Source organism: Pseudomonas protegens, assembly GCF_003732485.1.
GTDB classification, from domain to species: domain Bacteria; phylum Pseudomonadota; class Gammaproteobacteria; order Pseudomonadales; family Pseudomonadaceae; genus Aquipseudomonas; species Aquipseudomonas protegens_B.
Genome location: NZ_MOAK01000074.1, coordinates 54,232 through 75,685 on the forward strand (window position 1 = coordinate 54,232; position 21,454 = coordinate 75,685).

At 60.1% G+C, this 21,454-nt stretch carries 31 protein-coding genes and 1 pseudogene; 28 read left to right on the top strand and 4 right to left on the bottom strand.

Going from position 1 to position 21,454, the window contains the following annotated elements; all coding sequences use genetic code 11:
• The 5 genes and pseudogenes from BLX41_RS33780 to BLX41_RS20070 all read left to right on the top strand — a co-directional run.
• The coding region (locus BLX41_RS33780; protein ID WP_185073692.1) for a hypothetical protein at window positions 1-299 on the top strand (299 nt) is incomplete at its 5' end.
• The gene (gene lysB, locus BLX41_RS20060; RefSeq protein WP_123726290.1) at window positions 296-739 is read left to right on the top strand and encodes an Rz-like lysis system protein LysB; all 444 of its coding nucleotides are present in this window, start codon (window positions 296-298) and stop codon (window positions 737-739) included. The genes BLX41_RS33780 and lysB, both read left to right, overlap by 4 nt.
• Window positions 657-839 (top strand): annotated as a pseudogene (gene lysC / locus BLX41_RS35830) (Rz1-like lysis system protein LysC); the annotation flags it as partial. The gene lysB and the pseudogene lysC, both read left to right, overlap by 83 nt.
• Window positions 836-1,294 (top strand): phage tail protein, encoded by a 459-nt coding sequence (locus tag BLX41_RS20065; RefSeq protein ID WP_123726291.1) that lies wholly within the window; start codon window positions 836-838, stop codon window positions 1,292-1,294. The pseudogene lysC and the gene BLX41_RS20065, both read left to right, overlap by 4 nt.
• Window positions 1,281-1,736, top strand: coding sequence for a phage virion morphogenesis protein (locus BLX41_RS20070; protein WP_123726292.1), 456 nt, complete (start codon window positions 1,281-1,283; stop codon window positions 1,734-1,736). The genes BLX41_RS20065 and BLX41_RS20070 overlap by 14 nt, the downstream gene beginning before the upstream one ends.
• A 13-nt stretch (window positions 1,737-1,749) precedes the next feature.
• Here the strand turns inward: BLX41_RS20070 and BLX41_RS20075 are convergent, their stop codons facing one another.
• The gene (locus BLX41_RS20075) at window positions 1,750-2,604 is read right to left on the bottom strand and encodes a DUF2971 domain-containing protein (protein ID WP_123726293.1); all 855 of its coding nucleotides are present in this window, start codon (window positions 2,602-2,604) and stop codon (window positions 1,750-1,752) included.
• 125 nt (window positions 2,605-2,729) lie between these two features.
• On the opposite strand from BLX41_RS20075, the gene BLX41_RS20080 reads away from it, so the two are divergent.
• From BLX41_RS20080 to BLX41_RS20140, 13 genes are all read left to right on the top strand, one after another.
• Window positions 2,730-3,302 (top strand): phage baseplate assembly protein V, encoded by a 573-nt coding sequence (locus BLX41_RS20080; protein WP_123726347.1) that lies wholly within the window; start codon window positions 2,730-2,732, stop codon window positions 3,300-3,302.
• Window positions 3,299-3,643, top strand: coding sequence for a GPW/gp25 family protein (locus BLX41_RS20085; protein WP_123392549.1), 345 nt, complete (start codon window positions 3,299-3,301; stop codon window positions 3,641-3,643). The genes BLX41_RS20080 and BLX41_RS20085 overlap by 4 nt, the downstream gene beginning before the upstream one ends.
• Window positions 3,640-4,551, top strand: a complete 912-nt coding sequence (locus BLX41_RS20090; protein WP_123392547.1) for a baseplate J/gp47 family protein — start codon at window positions 3,640-3,642, stop codon at window positions 4,549-4,551. Before BLX41_RS20085 ends, BLX41_RS20090 begins: the two co-directional genes overlap by 4 nt.
• On the top strand, window positions 4,551-5,168 hold the full coding sequence (locus BLX41_RS20095) for a phage tail protein I (protein WP_123726294.1): 618 nt from the start codon (window positions 4,551-4,553) through the stop codon (window positions 5,166-5,168). The genes BLX41_RS20090 and BLX41_RS20095 overlap by 1 nt, the downstream gene beginning before the upstream one ends.
• Window positions 5,165-6,781 carry a phage tail protein gene (locus tag BLX41_RS20100; RefSeq protein ID WP_123726295.1) on the top strand — a complete coding sequence of 539 codons (1,617 nt, stop codon included), beginning with the start codon at window positions 5,165-5,167 and terminating at the stop codon, window positions 6,779-6,781. Before BLX41_RS20095 ends, BLX41_RS20100 begins: the two co-directional genes overlap by 4 nt.
• Complete coding sequence (locus BLX41_RS20105; RefSeq protein WP_123726296.1) at window positions 6,778-7,191, top strand: phage tail assembly chaperone; 414 nt, start codon at window positions 6,778-6,780, stop codon at window positions 7,189-7,191. The genes BLX41_RS20100 and BLX41_RS20105 overlap by 4 nt, the downstream gene beginning before the upstream one ends.
• 91 nt (window positions 7,192-7,282) lie before the next feature.
• The gene (locus BLX41_RS20110) at window positions 7,283-8,452 is read left to right on the top strand and encodes a phage tail sheath protein (protein ID WP_123726297.1); all 1,170 of its coding nucleotides are present in this window, start codon (window positions 7,283-7,285) and stop codon (window positions 8,450-8,452) included.
• Window positions 8,453-8,509: 57 nt separating this feature from the next.
• A complete protein-coding gene (locus BLX41_RS20115; protein WP_123726298.1) occupies window positions 8,510-9,025 on the top strand; it encodes a phage major tail tube protein in 516 nt (171 codons plus the stop codon).
• A 53-nt stretch (window positions 9,026-9,078) separates the two neighbouring features.
• Window positions 9,079-9,408 carry a phage tail assembly protein gene (locus BLX41_RS20120; RefSeq protein WP_123726299.1) on the top strand — a complete coding sequence of 110 codons (330 nt, stop codon included), beginning with the start codon at window positions 9,079-9,081 and terminating at the stop codon, window positions 9,406-9,408.
• Between the two features lie 8 nt (window positions 9,409-9,416).
• Entirely contained in the window at window positions 9,417-9,536 is a 120-nt protein-coding gene (locus BLX41_RS20125; RefSeq protein ID WP_123726300.1) for a GpE family phage tail protein, read from the top strand.
• Window positions 9,526-12,147, top strand: a complete 2,622-nt coding sequence (locus BLX41_RS20130) for a phage tail tape measure protein (RefSeq protein WP_123726301.1) — start codon at window positions 9,526-9,528, stop codon at window positions 12,145-12,147. Before BLX41_RS20125 ends, BLX41_RS20130 begins: the two co-directional genes overlap by 11 nt.
• 6 nt (window positions 12,148-12,153) lie before the next feature.
• Window positions 12,154-12,594, top strand: a complete 441-nt coding sequence (locus BLX41_RS20135; RefSeq protein WP_015634845.1) for a phage tail protein — start codon at window positions 12,154-12,156, stop codon at window positions 12,592-12,594.
• Window positions 12,591-13,862 (top strand): phage late control D family protein, encoded by a 1,272-nt coding sequence (locus BLX41_RS20140; RefSeq protein WP_123726302.1) that lies wholly within the window; start codon window positions 12,591-12,593, stop codon window positions 13,860-13,862. The genes BLX41_RS20135 and BLX41_RS20140 overlap by 4 nt, the downstream gene beginning before the upstream one ends.
• 42 nt (window positions 13,863-13,904) lie before the next feature.
• Here BLX41_RS20140 and BLX41_RS33785 read toward each other — a convergent pair whose 3' ends face one another.
• From BLX41_RS33785 to BLX41_RS20150, 3 genes are all read right to left on the bottom strand, one after another.
• Window positions 13,905-14,069 carry a hypothetical protein gene (locus tag BLX41_RS33785; RefSeq protein WP_185073694.1) on the bottom strand — a complete coding sequence of 55 codons (165 nt, stop codon included), beginning with the start codon at window positions 14,067-14,069 and terminating at the stop codon, window positions 13,905-13,907.
• Window positions 14,070-14,175: 106 nt separating this feature from the next.
• Window positions 14,176-14,514: a DUF2511 domain-containing protein gene (locus BLX41_RS20145; protein WP_123726303.1), complete on the bottom strand. Its 339-nt coding sequence runs from the start codon at window positions 14,512-14,514 to the stop codon at window positions 14,176-14,178.
• Window positions 14,515-14,535: 21 nt separating this feature from the next.
• Window positions 14,536-14,883 carry an XRE family transcriptional regulator gene (locus tag BLX41_RS20150; RefSeq protein ID WP_123726348.1) on the bottom strand — a complete coding sequence of 116 codons (348 nt, stop codon included), beginning with the start codon at window positions 14,881-14,883 and terminating at the stop codon, window positions 14,536-14,538.
• Window positions 14,884-14,967: 84 nt separating this feature from the next.
• Between BLX41_RS20150 and BLX41_RS20155 the strand changes: the two genes are divergently transcribed.
• From BLX41_RS20155 to BLX41_RS20195, 10 genes are all read left to right on the top strand, one after another.
• Entirely contained in the window at window positions 14,968-15,168 is a 201-nt protein-coding gene (locus tag BLX41_RS20155) for a DNA-binding protein (protein WP_123392524.1), read from the top strand.
• Complete coding sequence (locus BLX41_RS20160; protein WP_123430301.1) at window positions 15,168-15,704, top strand: YmfL family putative regulatory protein; 537 nt, start codon at window positions 15,168-15,170, stop codon at window positions 15,702-15,704. Before BLX41_RS20155 ends, BLX41_RS20160 begins: the two co-directional genes overlap by 1 nt.
• Complete coding sequence (locus BLX41_RS20165) at window positions 15,704-15,997, top strand: Ogr/Delta-like zinc finger protein (RefSeq protein ID WP_123726304.1); 294 nt, start codon at window positions 15,704-15,706, stop codon at window positions 15,995-15,997. The genes BLX41_RS20160 and BLX41_RS20165 overlap by 1 nt, the downstream gene beginning before the upstream one ends.
• Window positions 15,994-16,365, top strand: coding sequence for a hypothetical protein (locus BLX41_RS20170; RefSeq protein WP_123726305.1), 372 nt, complete (start codon window positions 15,994-15,996; stop codon window positions 16,363-16,365). The genes BLX41_RS20165 and BLX41_RS20170 overlap by 4 nt, the downstream gene beginning before the upstream one ends.
• 69 nt (window positions 16,366-16,434) lie before the next feature.
• A complete protein-coding gene (locus BLX41_RS20175) occupies window positions 16,435-16,680 on the top strand; it encodes a hypothetical protein (protein WP_123392515.1) in 246 nt (81 codons plus the stop codon).
• A gap of 11 nt (window positions 16,681-16,691) precedes the next feature.
• Window positions 16,692-19,502, top strand: coding sequence for a toprim domain-containing protein (locus BLX41_RS20180; protein WP_123726349.1), 2,811 nt, complete (start codon window positions 16,692-16,694; stop codon window positions 19,500-19,502).
• A gap of 54 nt (window positions 19,503-19,556) precedes the next feature.
• A complete protein-coding gene (locus tag BLX41_RS35835; protein WP_256674751.1) occupies window positions 19,557-19,685 on the top strand; it encodes a hypothetical protein in 129 nt (42 codons plus the stop codon).
• Window positions 19,686-19,736: 51 nt separating this feature from the next.
• Window positions 19,737-20,555, top strand: coding sequence for a DUF5906 domain-containing protein (locus BLX41_RS20185; protein WP_123726306.1), 819 nt, complete (start codon window positions 19,737-19,739; stop codon window positions 20,553-20,555).
• A gap of 9 nt (window positions 20,556-20,564) precedes the next feature.
• Window positions 20,565-20,933, top strand: a complete 369-nt coding sequence (locus BLX41_RS20190; protein WP_123726307.1) for a hypothetical protein — start codon at window positions 20,565-20,567, stop codon at window positions 20,931-20,933.
• A 78-nt stretch (window positions 20,934-21,011) separates the two neighbouring features.
• Window positions 21,012-21,275, top strand: coding sequence for a hypothetical protein (locus BLX41_RS20195; RefSeq protein ID WP_123473733.1), 264 nt, complete (start codon window positions 21,012-21,014; stop codon window positions 21,273-21,275).
• Window positions 21,276-21,454: the final 179 nt, after the last annotated feature.

A 21,454-nucleotide genomic window follows, 5' to 3' on the forward strand; every position in this document is an offset into this window, starting at 1 on the left:
CTCCTGATGACGTCGACCAGGAACAAGCCATCTGGATCTACGACGAGTTCGACTGGCTCAAGTCGGCCAAGGTCCGCAACGGCGGGTACTACGCAACAACGGCGAGCCGAGTCCGCGACTTGGGGATCGATACCCCGGAAACGGATCTGTTGTTGCAACTGATCGAGCTCAACGGCGGCAGCTATCAACGCCATCTTCTGACACCGGGGGTAATCGATGAGGCCTACTACGAGGAGGCCCGCGCGGTCTACACCGATGAGCAGTACCGCCAGTTGATCCTGGGGGAGTTCCTCAAATGAGCACCATCCGCCAGATCCTGCTGGGCCTGGCCTTGGTCGGCGTGCTGGGCCTGCTCGCCTGGAATCAGGAACAACGCATTGAAGTCGCCGACAAGAACAGGGAGCTGGCCGAGAAAAACACCCAGGACGCGCTGGCCGCGGCCGGACGCAGCGAGGGCAAAGCCAACGCCCTGGAGGCTGCGCTTTCCGCCGAGCGCGAGGCCCAGGCCCGTCTGCGCACGGAACAGGATCTACTACGCCAGGGGCTCGCCAAACGACAACTCACAATCGAGGGGCTGAAACGTGAAAACGCTGATCTGCGTGCTTGGGCTGACCAGCCCTTGCCTGATGTTGCTCGCCGGCTGCGCGAGCGCCCCGCCCTCACCGGCGCCGACGCCTATCGTCAGTGGCTGTCCGGCCGTGGTGCCCTGCAGCCTGCCGGCGACCAGCCCAAGCAGTAACGGCGACCTGATCACCGACCAGGACCGTAGCGAGGCCGCCTGGGCCGAATGCGCGGGCCAGGTCGACATGATCTATCGCTACCAGCAGGCCAAACCATGAACAAACCCGACAGCCTGCGGGCCTTCCTTCTGGAGCAGATCCCGGAACTGCGCCACAGCCCTGACCGGCTGCTGATCTTCATCGACAACGGCAAGGTCCGCTGCACCGCAGCCAGCAGCCTTTCGTTCGAGTACAACTATGACCTGCAGGTAATCCTGACCGACTTCGCCGGCCATCCGGACAGCGTCATGCTACCGCTACTGGGGTGGCTCCGCGTGAATCAGTCCGAGCTACTGGAGAACCTCGACAAGTCCGCCGACGGCATCAAGTTCGAGGCCGACCTCATCGACAAGAGCAAGGTCGACATGAGCTTGACCCTTCCCCTCACCGAGCGGGTGGTCGTTCGTACCGATGATGCAGGCAACACCACCATCAGCCACCCAGGTGAACCACAGCGAAACCCCACATGGCCCGAGAGTGGCCCGGAATGGATAGTGCCCAATGGCAAACCTTGAAGCGCTTGAGGATTGGGCCGCGGGCCTGCTGGGGCAGTTGCAGCCCACCGCCCGCAATCAGCTCGCCCGAAGCATCGGCCAAGCCCTGCGTCGTAGCCAACAACAGCGGATCATTGCCCAGCGCAACCCCGACGGGAGCAAGTACGCACCGCGCAAACAGCGGAACCTGCGGGGCAAACAGGGACGCATCAAGCGCCAGGTGAAGATGTTCAAGAAAATGCGCACGGCGAGCTTCTTGAAGGTTCAGGGGGATGGTAATGCGATCAGCGTTGGGTTTACTGGGCGAGTGGCCCGTATTGCGCGGGTGCATCAATACGGGCTGGGGGATAGGGCCGAGCGTGGGGCACCAGAGGTGAAGTATGAACAGCGGGAAGTATTAGGCTTTACAAAGCATGAAACAATCATGATTAAGGAAGAACTCCTCGCTTATCTCACCACCTAGATCAGAATTTCAACTAGCTAAGCAACTCAATCTTTTCAAACACAAGCCCGTACTCGGACTGATGAATCTTAGACTGATAAAACTCAACACCTCTATAGCTTCTATCCTCGACAATAGACTTCATCACACCAACCGCTTGTTCTGAATCCATTCGAGCCCCAAAAGTTACAGACTTAACAACACTAGCAGGAAACTCAAACAAACACACTCTACCAGCAGGCAAAACGATCTCCTTAGTTGCATCCAAAAGAGGCATCAACATCCGCCACTCTGCCTCATATTCCCAATGGTCACTTTTTGTTAAAAAAATATCCTCCGACGTCGCTTGAGAGAGCACTGTGGATGGTCGAGTTTTTTTATACTTAACCTTACGTAAGTGCCGCATCTCATCATTTACAGATCGTCTCTGATCAAAAAAAGTTGAGTTTGAATCGAACTCGATCACAAAGCCTTTGTGACAGTCTGCATAGTGTGCCCACATGAGTAGGTCACTTTTATTTTCTGACAAACAGAGAACGCCAATTCGCTCATTACATCCCTCAAAAAGCGTCTTCTGAGCAAACCCACCCAGCTGCGCTTTCAACTCTAAATTAAAATCCCTCTTGAGATCTAAAACTTTCTCTCTCATTAAGCTTTGAAACTGATCAAAGGTGATTTTTTCTTTATAGAAGGCATCAAGGGCCTCATACTCACTTTCCAACCCCATATTAACTACGTCATCAATAGCAATGCCAAATTCTTCATCAGTACTAACAGACTCTATAGATGGCAAGAATTCAAATGGGTCATTAAAAGCCCCGGGCTGCGAAAACCTGATAAGCCTATCTTGAAAAATAGATACCCGCTCCGCGCCAAAATACTTAAACATCCCCACAAAAATCTCCTTATAAAATTTTGGCCAACAGGCTCTTCCAAAATCACAGGACTTGTAACAGCCGTCAATACACGACTCTAAAGATGCGCTCTCGCACGCGCAACGCCACCATCGGCGCCATGAACGATCTAGCCACCCTCGCCCGCCTGATTGAAAACCTCATCCGCTTCGGCGTTGTTGCCGAAGTCCAGATGAAGCCCCCGCGCGTGCGTGTGAAAACCGGTGAACTCACAACCACCTGGCTGCCGTGGCTGACCCTGCGCGCCGGAGCCGACAAGGAATGGGACCCGCCTACCGCCGGCGAGCAGGTCCTGCTGATCAGCCCCTCGGGCCAGCTTGGCAACGGCGTGGCCTTGACCGGCCTGTTCAGCGACAGCGCCCCGGCCAACGGTGACCGCGCGGGCCTCCACCGCCGCACCTACAACGACGGCACGGTGATCGAGTACGACAGCGTCGCCCATCACCTGAATGCCACCCTGCCCCCGGGCGGTACCACTAACCTGGTCAGCGACGGCGGCATCACTATCGTCGGCCCGATCACCCACCAGGGCGACTACACCCAGACCGGCAATCAGACCGTCACCGGCAAGGTCACCGTGTCGCAGGACGTGGTCGCGGCCGGCATCAGCCTGATCAAGCACATGCATGGTGGAGTGATGCCGGGCGGAGCCAAGACAGGAGCACCGGAATGAACCGAGAAACCGGCGCGGCGATCAGCACCACCGAGCATATCGAACAGTCGTGCAGCGACATCCTCAGCACTCGCCTCGGCACCCGCGTCATGCGCCGAGAGTACGGCAGCCTCTTGCCCGAGCTGGTCGACCATCCATTCAATGATCTAACCCGTCTGCGAGTGTATGCCGCCACAGTGATGGCGCTGATGCGTTGGGAACACCGCGTCAGCCTGAGCCAGGTGCAGTTCAAGGGCGCCACGCTGCAGGGACAGTCGGTGTTGGATATTGAGTGTCGTCGTGTCGATACCAACGAACCGCTCAATCTGGCCGTTACCCTGCAACTGGGGGCCAGCGCATGAACACCTTTGCCGCCATCGATCTCAGCCAGCTACCACCGCCACAGATCGTCGAGCAGATCGATTTCGAGTTGATCCTCGCCGAGCGCAAGGCTTATGCCATCAGCCTTTGGCCGATCGAAGAGCGTGCCGAAATCGCCGCCCGCTTCGACATGGATTCTGAGCCCCTGGCCAAGCTGCTGCAGGAGAACGCCTACCGGGAAATGGTCTGGCGCCAACGGGTCAACGAGGCAGCGCTTGCCAATCTACTGGCTACCGCCAAAGGCACCGATCTGGAGCAGTTGGCCGCCAACTACAACGTCAAGCGACTGGTGGTACAGGAAGCCAAACCAAGCGCCGTACCACCGCTGCCCCGGATTATGGAAGGCGACGACAGCCTCCGTGAACGCGCCCAGATGGCCTGGGAAGGCCTGAGCACGGCGGGGCCCCGTAACAGCTATATCTTCCACGCCCGGGCCGCAGACGGCCGTGTCGCCGACGCCACCGCTGAAAGCCCATCGCCTGCCGTGGCGGTGGTGACGGTGCAGAGCCTGTTGGGCGACGGCACCGCGCCGGCGGACCTGCTCGCCGTGGTCAACAATTACCTCAGCGACGACGACCGCCGCCCGGTGGCCGACCGCCTGATCGTTCAAGGCGCGACCATCCTGCGCTACCAGGTCAAGGCCAAGCTCTACCCGCTATCCAGCGGCCCAGAAGCCGAACCCATCCTGGCCGCGGCGGAAAAGAGCTTGCAGGCCTATGTGCATCAGCGCCGACGCCTGGGGATGGAGGTCACCGAGTCAGCGGTCCACGCGGCCTTGCACGTTGAAGGCATGCGCAAGGTGCTGCTGGACAACTGGGTCGATATCGTCGCCACCAAAGCCCAGGCGCCCTACTGCACCAACATCGTATTGAGCCGGGGGGCTGAGTGATGAGCGCTCAGCCGCTGCTGCCTGGCAATTCCACAGCACTTGAGCGCCAGGCCGCTGTGGCCTTGGCGCAGATCCAGCGTGTGCCGATTCCGCTGCGCCAGCTTTGGAACCCCGGCACCTGCCCGGTTGAGCTACTGCCCTATCTCGCCTGGGCCTTCTCTGTCGATCGCTGGGACAGCAATTGGCCTGAGACTGCCAAGCGCTCGGCGATTCGCTCATCCCACTACATCCACTCACGCAAGGGCACCATCGGCGCCCTGCGCCGCGTGGTGGAACCGCTGGGGTACCTGATCGAGGTCCTCGAATGGTGGCAGGCAGTACCGGAAGGTGTGCCGGGAACCTTTGCCATCAAGATCGGCGTGCTCGAAACCGGCATCACCGAGGAGATGTACCAGGAACTTACCTGGCTTGTGGATGACGCAAGGCCCGTGACCCGTCACCTGACCGGCATGGCGATAAGCCTGGAGGCCACCGGCCGCATCTTCCTCGGCGCTGGCTTTAGCGATGGCGACGAAATCGACGTCTACCCCCCTACCCAACGCGACATCGAGGTCAGCGGCTTTATCCGCCTGGGCGGCCGTGAACACAACATCGACACCATGGACATCTACCCATGACAGACCAGAACAGCCAGTTTTTCGCGATCCTCACTGCCGTAGGTAAGGCCAAGCAGGCCAACGCCGACGCTTTGGGGGTGCCTTGGACATTTGCCCAGATGGGCGTGGGTGACGCTAACAACACCGAGCCAATGCCCAGTGAACAGCAGACTCGACTGATCAACGAGCGCCGGCGGGCACCGCTGAATCAGCTGAAGGTTGACCCGAACAACCCCAACATCATCATCGCCGAGCAGGTCATTCCTGAAAGCGTCGGCGGCTGGTGGATTCGCGAGATTGGCCTGTACGACACCGCCGGCGACCTGGTGGCCGTTGCTAACTGCGCACCCAGCTTCAAGCCGCTGCTGTCCCAGGGCTCAGGCCGCACTCAGGTCGTGCGCATGAACCTGATTGTCAGCAATACGGCCAACGTGGAGCTCAAGATCGATCCGAGCATTGTCTTGGCGACCCGATCCTACGTTGACGCGAAGGTATTGGAGGAGATCTACAAGCTCGACAGCAAGCAGTCGGTACGTGTGGCTACCACCGCCAACATTGCCCTGGCCGGGCTGCAAACTGTGGACGGTGTGGCGTTGGTAACGGGTGACCGTGTGCTGGTGAAGAATCAGACCGTGCCAAAGGACAACGGCCTGTACAGCGCGGCAGCGGGCCCCTGGACGCGCACAGCTGACGCGGACACCAGCGCCAAGGTGACCTCGGCGCTGATCGTGTCCGTCGAGCAAGGTACGACACAGGCCGATAGCCGCTGGCAGTTGATCACCGATGACGCGATTGTCTTGGACTCGACACCGCTGGTGTTTCAGAACATGACGCAAGGACTCGCGCCAATCAGCTCCCCCGCGTTTCTGGGTACTCCAACGGCGCCGACGTCGCCCCAGTTCGATAACTCGAGCAGACTCGCGACGAATGAGTTTGTGCAGCGCGCGCTGGGCAACTTCGCCGGCCAATACAGCGCAACATCGACTCAAACACTGACCCTTGCGCAGGCTGGGTTAATTATCAATGCGGGTAACACAATCACATTGACTCTGCCGACTGCTACAGCGCTAAACATCGGTGCAACTTATCAGATCAATAACGCTGGTACTGGGGAAGTTACAGTGCGAGCGTCAACCGATCAGTTTCTTTACGGCATAGGCAATGGAACTCCACGTACATTTGTTCTGCGCTCTGGCGATACGGTGACAATTTCTTATGTCGGGGGGAAATCTTGGTATGCCTGGGGCGGTGTGCAGTTAGGTGCCTCAGCATCCTTTGCTGCCGTATTCTCGGCGGGTGGCTATCAGGTGCTCCCGAGCGGTGAGTTAGAACAGTCAGGAACAATCACCCTGGGCCCTATTGGAAACTTCAATGCTCAAGTCCTGGGCGGCGTGACGTACTACACGACCTACTATCAGGTCACATACCCTCTCGCATTCACCGCAGGTCCCTACACCGCGAACGTGACTCTTGCATGTGCGCCTTTTACTGTGCAAGGAGGTATGGCTGGTTGCCACGCAACATGCAGTATGAACGGCGGTGGATCGCCATTGACTAGGCTCGACATTGCTGTGACAAACCCAACTTTAGGGTTCACACCTACCGTTCACTGGAAAGTCAGGGGGAAAATATGAGCGTGTTTTACTCTCCAGCTACCGGCGGTTTCTACCGCCCCGAGTTTCATGGCAATAACATACCGCCAGATGTTTTTGAGATAACAGAGGATGAGTATTCAGCGCTTGCGGGGCGTGTTGTTGTCCTGAATGCCGCCGGGCGGCCGGTAGCCGAGTCTCTGACTCCACCACCTGATTTTTCAGCAGAGATCGAGCGTGCTTGGCGTGACAGACAACTTTCCATTACAGACAGCATCGTCACTCGTCACCGTGACGAACTGGAGGAAGGATCAGAAACTACGCTTGCGGCGGAACAATACACCGAACTTCAGGCGTACCGTCGTGCTCTACGCAACTGGCCTGAAGCGGGAGAGTTCCCACTAATCGAACACCGGCCATCAGCTCCGTCCTGGTTGACTGAGGACCTGTAACCCCCTCCCCTACAAGCCTGCGCGCTCGCCCAACCGACGCGCGCGCGGCAGCCTGTGCACTGTCCCCCCATTCACTGCGCAGGCAAAACCCATGGCCGATTATCTTCACGGCGTGCGGGTCCTCGAACTCAACGACGGCACCCGCCCCATTCGCACCATCCCCACCGCTGTTATCGGCCTGGTCTGCACTGCCGACGACGCTGATCCGCTGGCATTCCCGCTCGATACCCCGATCCTACTGACCAACGTTCAGACCGCGGTCGGCAAAGCCGGCACCAAGGGCACCCTGGGCGCCAGCCTGCAGGCCATTGCCGACCAGACCAAGCCCTACGTCATTGTGGTGCGGGTCAAGAGCGGCGAAACCGAAGCTGCGACCACCAGCGCCCTGATCGGCACCACCACCGCCGACGGCAAATACACCGGCATGAAAGCCCTGCTCGCGGCCAAAGCACGTGTCGGCCTGGTGCCACGCATCCTCGGCGTACCAGGCCTCGACAGCCAGCCGGTGGCGACGGCGCTGGTCTCGATCGGCCAGCAGTTGCGGGCCTTCTGCTACGTCAGTGCCCGGGACAGCAAGACCAAGGAAGAGGCCGTCGCCTACCGCGAGAACTTCGGCGCCCGCGAAGTCATGGTGATCTGGCCGGACTTCGAACACTGGGACACCACCGCCAACGCGACCACCAAAGCTTCCGCCGTCGCGCGCGCCCTGGGCCTGCGGGCGAAGATCGACCAGGAGGTCGGCTGGCACAAGACCCTGTCCAACGTCGCGGTCAACGGCGTCACCGGCATCAGCGCCGACGTGTTCTGGGACCTGCAGAACCCGGCAACCGACGCCAACTACCTCAACTCCAACGAGGTGACCACCCTGATCAACGAGGGCGGGTTCCGCTTCTGGGGCAGCCGGACTTGCAGCGACGATCCGCTATTCGCCTTCGAGAACTACACCCGCACCGCGCAGATCCTCGCCGACACCATGGCCGAGGCGCACATGTGGGCCCTTGACAGGCCCATGACCCCAACCCTGGTGAAAGACATCATCAACGGCATCAACGCCAAGTTCCGCGAGCTGATCTCGGCCGGGTACCTGATCGGTGGCAACTGCTGGTACCAGGAAGACGCCAACGACAAGGACACACTCAAGGCCGGCAAGTTGTTCATCGACTACGACTACACGCCGGTTCCACCGCTGGAGGACCTCACCCTGCGGCAGCGGATCACCGACCGCTACCTGATGGACTTCGCCAGCAAGATCAACAGCTAACCAGGGGCTCCCCCGTGAAGGGAGTCACACCGTGCCAGAACCCCGGAGAAAACCGCCATGGCCCAGCCTCGCAAACTGAAAAACCTCAACCTGTTCAACGACGGCAACAGCTACCTGGGCGTGGTCAAGTCGGTCACCCTGCCGCCCCTCGGCCGCAAGATGGAGGCCTACCGGGGCGGCGGCATGAACGGCTCGGTCAAGGCAGACCTGGGCTTCTCCGATGACGGCATCCAGTTCGAATGGAAAACCGGCGGCCTGGACCTGATCGCCCTGCGCCAGTTCGGCTCGGTGAATGCCTCCGGGATCATGCTGCGCTTCTCCGGCGCTTTTCAGCAGGACGACACCGGCGAAGTCAGCACCGTCGAGGTGGTGGTACGTGGCCGGCACGAAACCATCGAGATGGGCGACGCCTCCCCCGGCGAAGACACCGAGCACAGCATCACCACCACCTGCAGCTACTACAAGCTGACCGTGGACAACGAAGACATCATCGAAATCGACCTGCTCAACTTCATCGAGAAGGTCAACGGCGTCGACATGCTGGAGAAACAGCGCAACGCCCTCGGCATCTGATCCCCTGCCACTCTCAGTCCGAGAGCGGATAACACTGCAACCTGGAGCACTCAATGAACACCGACGACAACACCCAAGCCCCTGCCGAAGTCGAAGACAACACCGTGGTCCTCGACACCCCGATCACCCGGGGCAAGACCACCATCGACAAGATCACCCTGCGCAAACCCCAAGCTGGCGAGTTGCGCGGCGTGCACCTGGTCGAACTGCTGAACATGGACGTTGCCACCCTGATCAAGATCCTGCCTCGCATCAGCAGCCCAGGCATCACCGCCCCGGAGGCCGCGGCCATGGACCCTGCCGACCTGCTGGCCTGCGGTAGCAAGATCTCCGGTTTTTTGTTGCAGAAGTCGGTGAAGACGGAAGTATCCCTCGTTGCGTAGAGGACGCCATGGCCGATCTGGCCATAGTTTTTCACTGGGCGCCGGCTGACATGGACCAGTTGGGCCTGCAGGAACTGATGGACTGGCGCGAGCGCGCCAGGGTGCGGAGCTCCACCGATGGCGAATGACCTCAAACTTCAGGTGCTACTGAACGCCATCGACAGGGCTACCGGCCCCCTGAAGTCGATCAACAAGAGCAGCATCGGTGCTGCCCGGGCATTGAAGGATGCCCGGGACAACCTCAAGCAGCTCAACGCGCAGCAGAAAGACATCAGCGCCTGGCGCACTCAGCGCGCCGCCGCCGAGCAAACCGAGCAAGCTCTCGGCGCCGCCCGTGATCGCGTGCGAGCGCTCAGCCAGCAGTTCGCCGCCACTGGTGCACCTACCCAGGCCATGACTCGGAACATGCGTTCAGCGATCCGAGAGGCGCAGCGGCTCAAGCAGCAGCACCAGCAACAGGGCGAGCAGCTCCAGGGCTTGCGCACGAAGCTCTACGATGCCGGCATCAGCACGCGCAATCTCGGGCAAGCCGAGCGTGACCTACGCAGCAAAATCACCCAGACCAACCAGACCATAGGGCAGCAGGAAGCCAAACTCAGGCGTCTGGCCGGGCAGCAACGACAGCTCGCCAACGCGAAGAGGAGTTACGAGAAGGCTCAGAGCGTATCCGGGGGAATGGCTGCAAGCGGCGCCGCAGGGCTTGGTGCCGGCTATGCCCTGAGCCGGCCGTTGAAGGCGGCAGTAGACGCCTTCGCGCCGGCAGAGAACGCCGCGACCCAGTTGAAGGTGTCGATGATGGCGCCGGACGGCTCCATTGCTGCCGAGTTCGAGAAAATGACGACCCTGGCCACGCAGCTCGGTGACCGCCTGCCCGGCACCACTGCCGACTTCCAGGAAATGATGACGATGCTCCGCCGCCAGGGGCTTACTGCCACCAACATCCTCGGCGGTACCGGCGAGGCCGCTGCGTACCTGGGCGTTCAGTTGCAGATGCCGGTGACCGCCGCCGCAGAGTTCGCGGCGAAAATGCAGGATGCCACCCGGACCACCGAAGGCGACATGATGGCGCTGATGGACACCATCCAGCGCACCTACTACCTGGGCGTGGACAGCGGCAACATGCTGCAAGGCTTCAGCAAGATCTCCCCGGTGATGGACATCATCAAGAAACAGGGCCTGGAAGCGAGCAAGGTTCTTACTCCCCTGCTGGTGATGATGGATCAGGCCGGTATGGAAGGCGGCGCGGCGGGTAACGCCTACCGGAAGATTTTCCAGGGCGCGATGGCCAACGCAAAAATCCAGAAGTCACTGGATGACCTGAAGGCCGAACGCGGGATCTCGCTGAAGCTCGACTTCACCGACGGCAAAGGCGAGTTCGGCGGCATCGAGAAGATGTATGCCCAGCTGGAGAAGCTCAAGGGCTTGAACACCGAGGTTCGCCTCGACCTGATCAAAAGCATGTTCGGCGACGACAGCGAGACCCTGACCACCCTCAACACCATGATGGCCAAGGGCATTGCCGGCTATCGCGAAGTCGAGGGCAAGATGCAGACCCAGGCCGACCTGCGGACCCGGGTGAACGTGCAACTGTCGACGCTGGCGAACGTTCTGGAAGCCGCCGAGGGCAGTTGGACCAACGCAATGGCCGACGTCGGCAACGTGATGGCCCCAGAGCTGAAGGAGCTCATCCAGTCGTTGGGAGAGGTTGCGAACCGTGTGGGCGCCTGGGTAAAGGCCAACCCCGAGTTGACCCGCCAGATCGCCAAGACCGTCGCCGGTATCGCCATACTGATGACCATCATGGGCGGCCTCAGCATCGGCCTGGCAAGCATGATTGGTCCCTTCGCTATGGTGCGCTACGCCCTGACCTTGTTCGGCATCAAGGGCAGCGGCGCCCTCGGCCTGATTGGCCAGGGAATCCGCGTACTGGCTATGGCCCTGGGTGGTCCGCTGATCGCGGCTCTGCGCACGGTAAGCATTGCTATGTGGGGGCTCGCGGCAAACCCGGTGGTACTGGCAATCGCTGCCGTCGTGGCAGTCCTCGCCGGTGCCGCCTACCTGATCTACAAGAACTGGGACGCGGTGAAAGCCTATGTCATCAGCCTCTGGAACGAGATCAAAGCAGGGTTTTCTGGGGGCATTGGCGGCATCTTGACCGTCCTGGCCAACTTCAGCCCCATCGGGATCATCTACCGGGCATTCGCCGAGGTCCTGAACTACCTGGGCCTCGATCTACCGACCAAGTTCACCGAGTTCGGCAACATGATAGTCAATGGCCTAGTGAATGGCCTGCTCGCCGGCATGGGCAAGGTGAAAGAGACCATCAGCGCGATCGGCGATTCAACCATTGGTTGGTTCAAGGAAAAGCTCGACATCCACAGCCCATCGCGGGTGTTTGCCGAACTCGGCGGTTTCACCATGGAAGGGCTGACACAAGGGCTGCAGGCCGGCCAGAAAGGCCCGCTGAACGCGGTGAACAACCTCGGCCAGCAACTCACCACGGCGGGCAGCATGGGCCTGGGCGTTGCTGCCATGCCCGGCCTCTCGGTCGATACCCGCGCTCCCATCAGTCCAGCCACTGCGACCACCTACGACAGCCACGACAACTACGAAATCAACATCCACCCCACGCCTGGCATGGATGCCTTGGCAATCGGCCGCGCCGTGCGGGCAGAACTTGCGCGCATTGAAAGCGAAAAAGGCGCCCGCAAGCGCAGCCAACTGTCCGACCTGGAGTAAATCGCCATGATGATGGCCTTGGGCATGTTCGTCTTCAGCCTTTCCACAGCCGCCTACCAGGAGCTGCAACGACAGACCGAGTGGCGACACGTCAGCAATACCCGCATCGGCGCCGCTCCAGCCAGGCAGTTTGTGGGCCGAGGCGACGACTCGATCACCTTGCCGGGCGTCATCCTGCCCGAGTTGGCCGGATCTGTGCTGAGCCTCGACACCCTGCGGCTGATGGCGAACACCGGCAAGGCCTGGCCCATGGTCGAAGGTAGCGGCCGGATCTACGGTTTGTGGGTGATCGAGAGCCTGAGCGAGACCAAGACGGTATTTTTCCGTGATGGCACGCCGCGGCGTCTGGAGTTCACACTCAACCTCAAGCGCATCGATGACGACCGGATAGACCTGATCGGCGCCGCCGGCAGCACTGGCGTGAGTATCTTGAGGATGCTGCTGTGATCGATGCCGCCCTCGCCCGTGTTACGGGCTTTATCGAAGACGCTGCCGACCGGTACCGCCGCGACGCCGCCTATGCTGTCCCGGCCTTCCGCATCACTGTAGATGGCAACGATATCGCCCAACTCATCAGCCCGCGCCTGATGAGTCTGCAATTGACCGACAACCGCGGCATTGAAGCCGATCAGCTCAGCATCACCCTGAGCGATCATGACGGGCTGCTGGCTATTCCGCCGAAGGGCGCCGTGATCAGGCTTTGGCTGGGCTGGAGTGATACTGGCCTGGTGGACAAAGGCACCTACACCGTCGACGAGACCGAGCACAGCGGCGCTCCGGACGTGCTCAGCATCCGGGCGCGCTCGGCCGATCTGCGCAAAGGGCTGAAAACCAAACGCGAGCGGAGCTGGAGCAACACCACCCTTGGCGATGTCCTGGGCGATATCGCCATCGGTAACGGTTTGACCGCCACCATTGCCGGCGCCTTGGACGGCCAGCCCATCCTGCAGTTGGACCAGGCCAACGAATCAGACGCCAACCTGATCAGCCGAGTCGGTGAAGAGTTCGACGCCGTGGTCACCGTCAAGGCTGGCTGCCTACTGTGCATTCCGGCCGGTGGCGGCAAGACCGCCAGCGGCATGGAGCTCCCGCACATCACCCTCACCCGTGCCGACGGTGACCAGCACCGCTATCTGCAGGCCGACCGCGACAGCTACGACGGCGTGCGTGCCTACTTCTACGACGTGAACAGTGCCAAGAAACAAGAGGCCATCGCCGGCGGCGGCGACAACCTCAAGGATCTGCGTCACACCTTCAGCGACCGCCAGTCAGCACTGCGAGCAGCCCGGGCCGAATTCAACCGCCTGCAGCGTGGCAGCGCCACCCTGAGCTACACCTTGGCCGTAGGCCGACCGGATCTGATCCCAGAACTGACCTATACCCTGGAAGGCGTGAAGCCCGAGATCGATGCGATTATCTGGTACGGCGGCAACGTGCAGCACAGCCTCAGTGCTGACAGCGGCTACACCGTCAGCTTGGAACTTGAAAGCAAGTTGCCCGAGGACACCGTAGAAGGGTTGGCAGAGGAGAACAAAGGGGATTACACAGGGATCATCGCCTACTACCGCGACAAGAAGACCGGCAAACAGAAGACCATCACGGCCGGGGATCAGAGCAAGCCGCGGCGACTGAAGTGGTTGTATGCCAGCAAAACCACAGCAAAGCGTGCTGTCGATCGGGAGTGGAAGAAGATGCAAGAATCACAAGCTACATGAGCAACAGCGCACAAAAAACCCCCGGTTTCGCCGGGGGTTTCGTTATTCATCTGGGATCTGCGTAAGCACCTCCGCACATCGGAGCACATGCTCTTGATTGGCGATCGACAGGCGCCTGAAGAGCGCCAGTAGCATCTGCTCCTTTACGCTGAGCACACCATCAATGAGCTCCGAGTGCTCTCCCTTTTCGCTGTGCTGATCAAACATGTTACTACTCCATTGATCTGTTGATTTCCTACGCCCTTGCGTCTAGAAACCTTACGGACAGATCTGGAGATGCAACCTTCGACCAATGGCACAACAGCAGGAGGCTCTACCCAGCGTAAGAAGGGCAGAGCTTCATGGCTCGCGCGGATATTTCGCTGTAGTCCATCGTGGTGCCAGGGAGCTCTGGGTTGGGCTTTGAAATCAAGCGCCCATCGAGCCACCCATTCTGTGATGCTTTCGACCGCGCGCTCCCATTCAGCGCGTACAGCTTGCCGTCCTCTGTTTTCGCCAAAGCGGACGGCGGTCCGTCCTGACAGGCCAACTCGACCTTTTCCACCGTGAACGGCCACTTCTCGCCGTACTCGGCATGACTCACTGTCACGCCGCCTTCTCCACCGCAACCAGCCAGAGCCAGCACAGCAGGGAACATCAGACAAAAACGCATTTTCTCCTCCCTGGAGTTGATTCATTTGGGTTCCTGAACCGAAACCTTCGCCATGGCGAAGGCCAGGTGTGCAAGCGTTGCCCGGTCGGAGTCAGACATATTCCTCATATGCCCGAGAACAACTGTTTCGACTTCGCTGAGCTTGGCTAAATCCGTGTCGACGCGCGATCCGGTCAGGACGTAATGCACGTCAACCCCCAGAGCCTGAAGGCCTGAGAGGTAACGGATATCCGGGGAGCTGGACTCAAGTTCGTATGCCTTTTGAGTACCTCGGCTTACGCCGGCTGAGACGCCAAAGTCGGTCTGGTTCAAGCCCAGCCGCTCACGTTCCTCCCGCAGGCGCTCGCCTACTCCCGAAGCAATGAGCAATTTTCTGATCAATATAAGTTGACTTGAACAGAAATCTGTCCAAGAATCCTTGTCGTCAAACACGATTAAACACGGATGAACACTATGCATGCCCTACAGACCCCCGAGCAAGCCCGCGCGCTTCTTGAGCGCGAGGGCAAAAGCATCGCCGAATTTAGCCGCCAACACGGTTTGAACAAAAATTTGGTCAGCGACCTGCTCAACGGCCGTAAGAAAGGTCGCCGTGGGGAAGCCCATCGCGCGGCCGTACTGCTCGGCATCAAAGATGGCGTGGTGACACACTAATGCGCCGGCTATCCACAGAAAACGAGAACGCCAAGCGCGTTCTTCTCGACAGCCGCCGCAAGGTGATCAGCGCGCTGATCAACGCCTACCCCGGTGGGCGCGATGGCTGTGCGGCGCTGCTGGGCCTGGACATCAAGAAGTTCGATAACCAGGCCTACGGAAGCGCCGGGCATCGCCCCCTGGAGGACCACCAGCTCTGCATGCTTGAGCAGATCATTGGCTCCACCTTTCTGCCTGACTACATCTGCGGCATGTACGGTGGTGTATTCGTCCCCATGCCTGAGGCTGAGTCGCTGGATAACTTGGCCCTCTACACATTGGCTCTGCGTGCTGATGTCAAGGAAGGCCAGCTCGACCAACTGATAGCCAAGGCGCTGGAAGATGGCGAGATAGATGAAGGCGAGATCGCAGAGATCATCGCTGCCCACCGCGAACACGTTGCTGCCTGCCATGCAGAAGTGGGGGCAGTCATCACTCTGCACCGCAAGACGAGATCAGCACCGAGAGAACAAACACCGCCGAAGGGGGATGTCTGATGAGCACCTACAAGCTGGTGTGCCCCCATTGCCGTTCGAACATGCGTATTCGCACCAGCGAAGGGACGCACATTTTTCTGAGAGTCGCTTACCTGCAGTGCAGCAACGAAGGCTGTGGGGCGACCTACCGTGGCCAATTCGAGATTACTCATGAAATGAGCCCCTCCGGCATGCCTGACCCAGGTGTGAAGCTGCCAGTTGCGCCCGTTTCTATCCGCCGCCAGGCGATGAGATCCGCCGACGATCACCCCGATCTGCTGGACCAACTGGAAATGGAGGCCGTACCCGCATGAACGCCATCACCTTGACCGCCAACCCTGCAACCGACTACCGAGCTGCGATGCAACAGGCGGCAGTCGCCTATTTGTATCGCCACCGTTGCGAACATCTGGCCGGTGACAGCCAACCACTTGAAAACTGTGCCCGGTACCTGGAGCACTGCCTTGAGGTTCCCCTGCACCTGGTACAGCGCATCGCAGAGCTGGCCGTCGCCGAGTTCGAGAGCATGACCTGCAACCGCGTGGCGTTGCTCGGTGTTCACCCTGGCAGCGGCGTGTTTCGTCCGAAAATCTGGCTACTCGATACCTGCACCCAGCAGCGACACCCTGTGTCGGCGCGCTTGCTGCCTACGCGCCTTCTGAACACCCGCACAACGCACTAACCCAATCTCCCCCTGCTGTATGCCCGCACTGCGTGGGTAAGGGGAAACTGCACCCTACTGGTGGCCGAAATGAGCAAAATCACCATAAAACTGGAACTGGACGAGCAGCAGGCGAAGAAGTACCTGCAGTGGCTGGACAGTCAGTACAACGTCACCATGGCTGATGTTTGGTACTCCGACCGCTACCGGAATGTACCCAGCGGCCAGCGAGCGCCGAAGGTGCTTGAAGACCTGCCCTACCTTGCCGGCATCTGCCGGACGCGCTGCGAGCTCAAGAAGATGCTCGGTGCTGGTACCGGGGAGCGTTCGCAGTGAATCGCAAGCCCATGCAAAAGCCGATGGAACACCAGATCCGCGCTGATGTTATCCAGCGCCTGGAGGCCGACTATGGTCTGCAACATATGGCCAACACCAAGTACATGCGCAAAGGGACCTGCCCTCAGTGCAATCAGCGCCGCCTGTTCTCCCGCCACGATGAGCCCTGGTTCATCCGTTGCGGCCGTGAACAAAGCTGCAGGTACATGGCGCCCACCAAAGAGCTGTATCCCGATCTGTTCGACGACTGGAGCAAGCGCGCCCCTTCCACCAATGACAACCCGACAGCCAGCGCCAAGGCCTACCTGACCTTTGCCCGCGGCTTTCGCCTGGAACTGATCACGGGTTGGTTCACCCAGGACAACTACTACGACGGTGAGTTGAATATCGGGTCCGCAACGGTGCGCTTTCCCCTGGATCATGGCGGCTACTGGGAGCGTCTGATCGACCAGCCGTCACGCTTCGGCAAGAAGAAAGCCCGGTTCCAACCTGGCCAGAGCTACAAGGGGTATTGGTGGTGCCCACCGTGCGTGGACCTGCTGCAGGTCGACGAGCTTTGGATCGTCGAGGGCATCTTCGACGCCATTGCGTTGATTCATAACGGCATATCGGCGGTAGCTGCCTTGTCCTCGAATGCCTTTCCAGAGGAGTCGCTCAAGGCCCTGGTAGCAGCCAGGTCGGGACGGCCGCCCAAACTCATCTGGGCGCTGGACAACGAGCCAGGCGCGCACAAATACACCCGGACCTGGGTCAAGCGTGCACGCGAGCTGGGGTTCATCTGCGAGGCTGCACAGATCCCGCAACCCGATGCCCGCAAGGTCGACTGGAACGACCTGCACCAGCGCTGGACCTTCATCGAGGACGAAGCCGAGCGAGCACACCGAATCGACAAGGACTTCAGCGAAGCGCGCCACCATGGCGCCTTGCTGATCGCAGAGAGCGCCACCGACAAGGCGTTGCTCATGTACCAGTGGCGCGAACGCGAGGAGTTCCACTTCTGCTTCGACTCCCGCCTGTACTGGTGGAAGTTGGACCTTGCCAAGTTCAACAGCGCCAAGCAGGCCCTGGAGAAAAGCGACGACCAGGACGCCCAAGTCCTCAACGAGCGGCAACTGCGTGAGAAAGCGTTGAACGTTGCCGGCTGCGTCGTCGAAATCGCCAACTGCTACCCCAAGGCTCTGTATTTCCAGCGCAACGAGATTACGGACGAGTCCTGGTACTTCTTCCGCGTCGATTTCCCTCACGACGGCGGCTCAGTGAAAAACACCTTCACCGGTGGCCAGGTCGCCGCTGCCAGCGAGTTCAAGAAACGCCTGCTTGGCATGGCCGCAGGGGCCGTATTCACCGGCAGCGGCCAGCAGTTGGACAAGATCATGAAGGACCAGCTGTACGCCATCAAAACCGTGCAGACCATCGACTACGTCGGCTACAGCAAGGAGTACGGCTGCTACGTCTTCAACGATATAGCCGTTCGCGAGGGGCAGCTAATCAGCATCAACGAGGAGGAGTTCTTCGAGATGGGCAAGCTCAAGCTGAAGTCGCTGCAGAAGGGTGTGAAGATCAGCCTGACCAAAGATGCCAAGCACTACGATCCGCGCTGGCTGGGCCTACTCTGGCAGTGCTTCGGCACCCAGGGCATCGTGGCCCTGGCCTTCTGGTTTGGTTCCCTGTTCGCCGAACAGATTCGCAGCCGCTACCAGTCCTTTCCGTTCCTGGAAGCTACGGGCGAAGCCGGCGCCGGCAAGACCACCTTGCTCACCCTGCTGTGGAAGTTGCTGGGCCGTGAGGGCTACGAAGGGTTTGACCCATCCAAATCCACCAAGGCCGGCCGTAGCCGTCTGATGGGCCAGGTATCGGGCATGCCCATCGTTCTGCTGGAGTCCGACCGCAGCGGCGACGACAAGGCACACGCTAAAACCTTTGAATGGGACGAGCTCAAGGACTACTACGGTGGCGGAACCCTGGCGACCAAAGGCGTAAAGACAGCCGGCAACGAGACCTACGAGCCCCCATTCCGCGGCACCATCGCAATCAGCCAGAACGCCCCCGTGGTGGCTTCTGAAGCGATCATGACCAGGATCGTCAAGCTGCACTTCGTCCGCCCCAACGTCACGCCAGAAAGCCGTGCAGCGGCCGACCTGCTGAACTCCCTGGAAGGCTCGACCTTGAGCAACTTTCTGCTCCAGGCCGTGCGCAAAGAGCAGGAGATCATGGATCTGTTCGGCCAGCGCCTGCCGGGGTACGAGGCCAAGCTGCGAACTCTTCATTCCCACTGCTTCGCTTGCGGCACGCCGTTCCACGACGAGGGAAGCGCCTGTAAGCACTGTGGCAACAACCTGCGCGGCTATATACGGGTCGAGCGTATCAACAAAAACCACGCCCAGTTGCTCGCCCTCCTGGACTGCTTGCAGACCGTTGTGAAACTCAGCGATCAGCAAATCAGTGGTACCCGGGCCCTGGTCATCAGCATGGCCATCGAGCGCCAAGCCTCGATCAGCTCCGACCATCCGGTAGTGGCTGAATTCTGGGAAGTCTACGAGTACCTCGAAGGCCTGGATGCCGACGGGCCGGTGGTCAATCACAGCAAAAATGAAAACGTGATCGCCATCAACCTCAACGACTTCGTGAAGGTCGCGGCCGAGCACCGCCAGAAAATCGCGGACATCAGCGAACTGCGGGATCGCTTGAAAGACTCCCGGTCCAGGAAGCTGCTCCACCCAAACAAATCGACTGATAGCGCTGTTCGTGCCCACCAGGCCCGGACCAGCAACGCCGTCATAACCAAGCAACCCATCATGAAGTGCTGGCACTTCCAAGCCTGATCTACCCAACCCGCCAGGCGCTGCAACGCTTCGGCACCCCAAAGGAGAAGCACCATGCAAGACGACAACGAACCGACCTTGAGTGACAACGCGATCACGTTGACCTGCAGCGCCGCAGCGCTGGCTGTCCTGATCGTCCTGGGCAACCTCGCGCCGGACGTGCTTCTGGCCATCGTCCGCTAACCCAACCGCCCAGGTGCTGCAACACCTGGGCAACCCCAAAGGAGAAGCACCATGCAAAACGAACTGAAAACGACCATCCGCTTCAATGATTTTGTCGCCTACTTCGGCGCTCGGGGTGTAGTTGCTTTGGCCTGGTGGATGGGGGCTGCTCATGCCGCCCGTATCCGCCAGGACCAGAATAGCTTCCCGTTCCTGCAGATCGTCGGGGCAGCCGGTAGCGGTAAAACACTACTACTCGACTACCTCCAGAAGCTGGACGGGCAAACGCCTTACGGTCATTCGCTGGCTCACGCCACGCCTGCCGGACGAGCACGCACATTCGCCAACGCAGGGCAGCGGGTCGTCATTTGCGAAGACAACGATGACTCAGGGCAATGCGTTGATTGGGATGAACTGAAGCCGCTGTACAACTCGGGCAGCATCTTTCTGCGATCCGCAGCGCGCGATAAGGAAGAGGTGACTTTTCGCGGCGCTCTGGTGATTACTGCAAACCAACCGGTCGAGTGCAGCGAAGCCGTCAGTAGCCGAATGATTGTGATCAATCTATCAGCCACTGATGCCCATACGCCAAGAGTTCGACCTGAAGCGATCGGCGACCTCGACGCCAGCGAGGCAAGTGCATTCGGTACCAAGGTGGCTCAATCCGAAAGCTGGATTTGCAGCAACCTCCAAGCATTTCTACCCGCGTACCAGGGCCAACTAACGCGCAAACACGGGGCAAGCCTGAACGCGCGTACAGCCCTCAACTGCGCACAGATGATTTGTCTCATTGATCTGCTTTGCACGCTTCTTTCGATCTCGCAGGAGCTTCAGCTTGAGGCCAGGAAGCTGATTCACGACATCGCCTTCCTCGACACCATTCCCTACTGAGGCCCAGCAATGAGCGAACTAAACCTCAACGAGCTGGAAATGCACCTCGCGTTCCAGTCCTGGGCAGAACCTCGCGGCTATGACCTCACCCTCTGCTCTGGTGGTAGCGATTTCCTCAACCTGGAAACCCGCAACGCGTGGCTGGGCTTCGAGGCTGCGCACGGCCCGGACGGCTGCCACCGCAGCGGTCAACAGCTCTATGCCCTGATCAAGAAGTCCAGCGAGTACGCCCACCAGAGCGACAAGCTGTTCGAGGTCCGGGTAGGCAAGGCGCCCTACGGCGCCTACGTGGTGCACGGCGGCCCTGGTGGCGTGTACCAACTGAGCGATGTGAATTTCTACGTGATTGAAGACGGCAAGCAGTACCGCTTGAGCTGACACCGGCAAGGCCGGCAAAAGAAGTGGTGCCGAGGGGCTGCAACCCCTCGGCACCGACCACCCCAAAGGAGAAGCACCATGCAAGTGAATCAACCCCAAGGCGGCACCGCAGAGGCTACCACAACCCCACTCGCTGTCGGCGACAAGGTCAGCTACACCGCCCTGAAAGCCCAGGGCAACGGGTACAGGCTCAGCGCCCGCAATGGCGTGATCGTAGAGATCAACGGCCCGCTCGCAGTGGTTCGTATCGGCAACGGCCACCGCACCACCCTGCCGCTAACCAAGCTGACTCCGGACGGCCAGCCCAACGAGCTGACCCGCATGTTGTGCGGAGAGCGCTGAACATGGCAGAACGCTCCCGCCCGACGATGGCCAGCCATCGCCTGGACCTGCCGAGCCGCTGTGACATCTGCGGCAAGGCCAGATCCACCCGCACCCACCAACGCTGCAGCAAGACCCGCCAACAGCGCAAAACAGCGGAGTGGGCAGCATTCATGGCCGAACAGGCCGCAGCCAAGCAG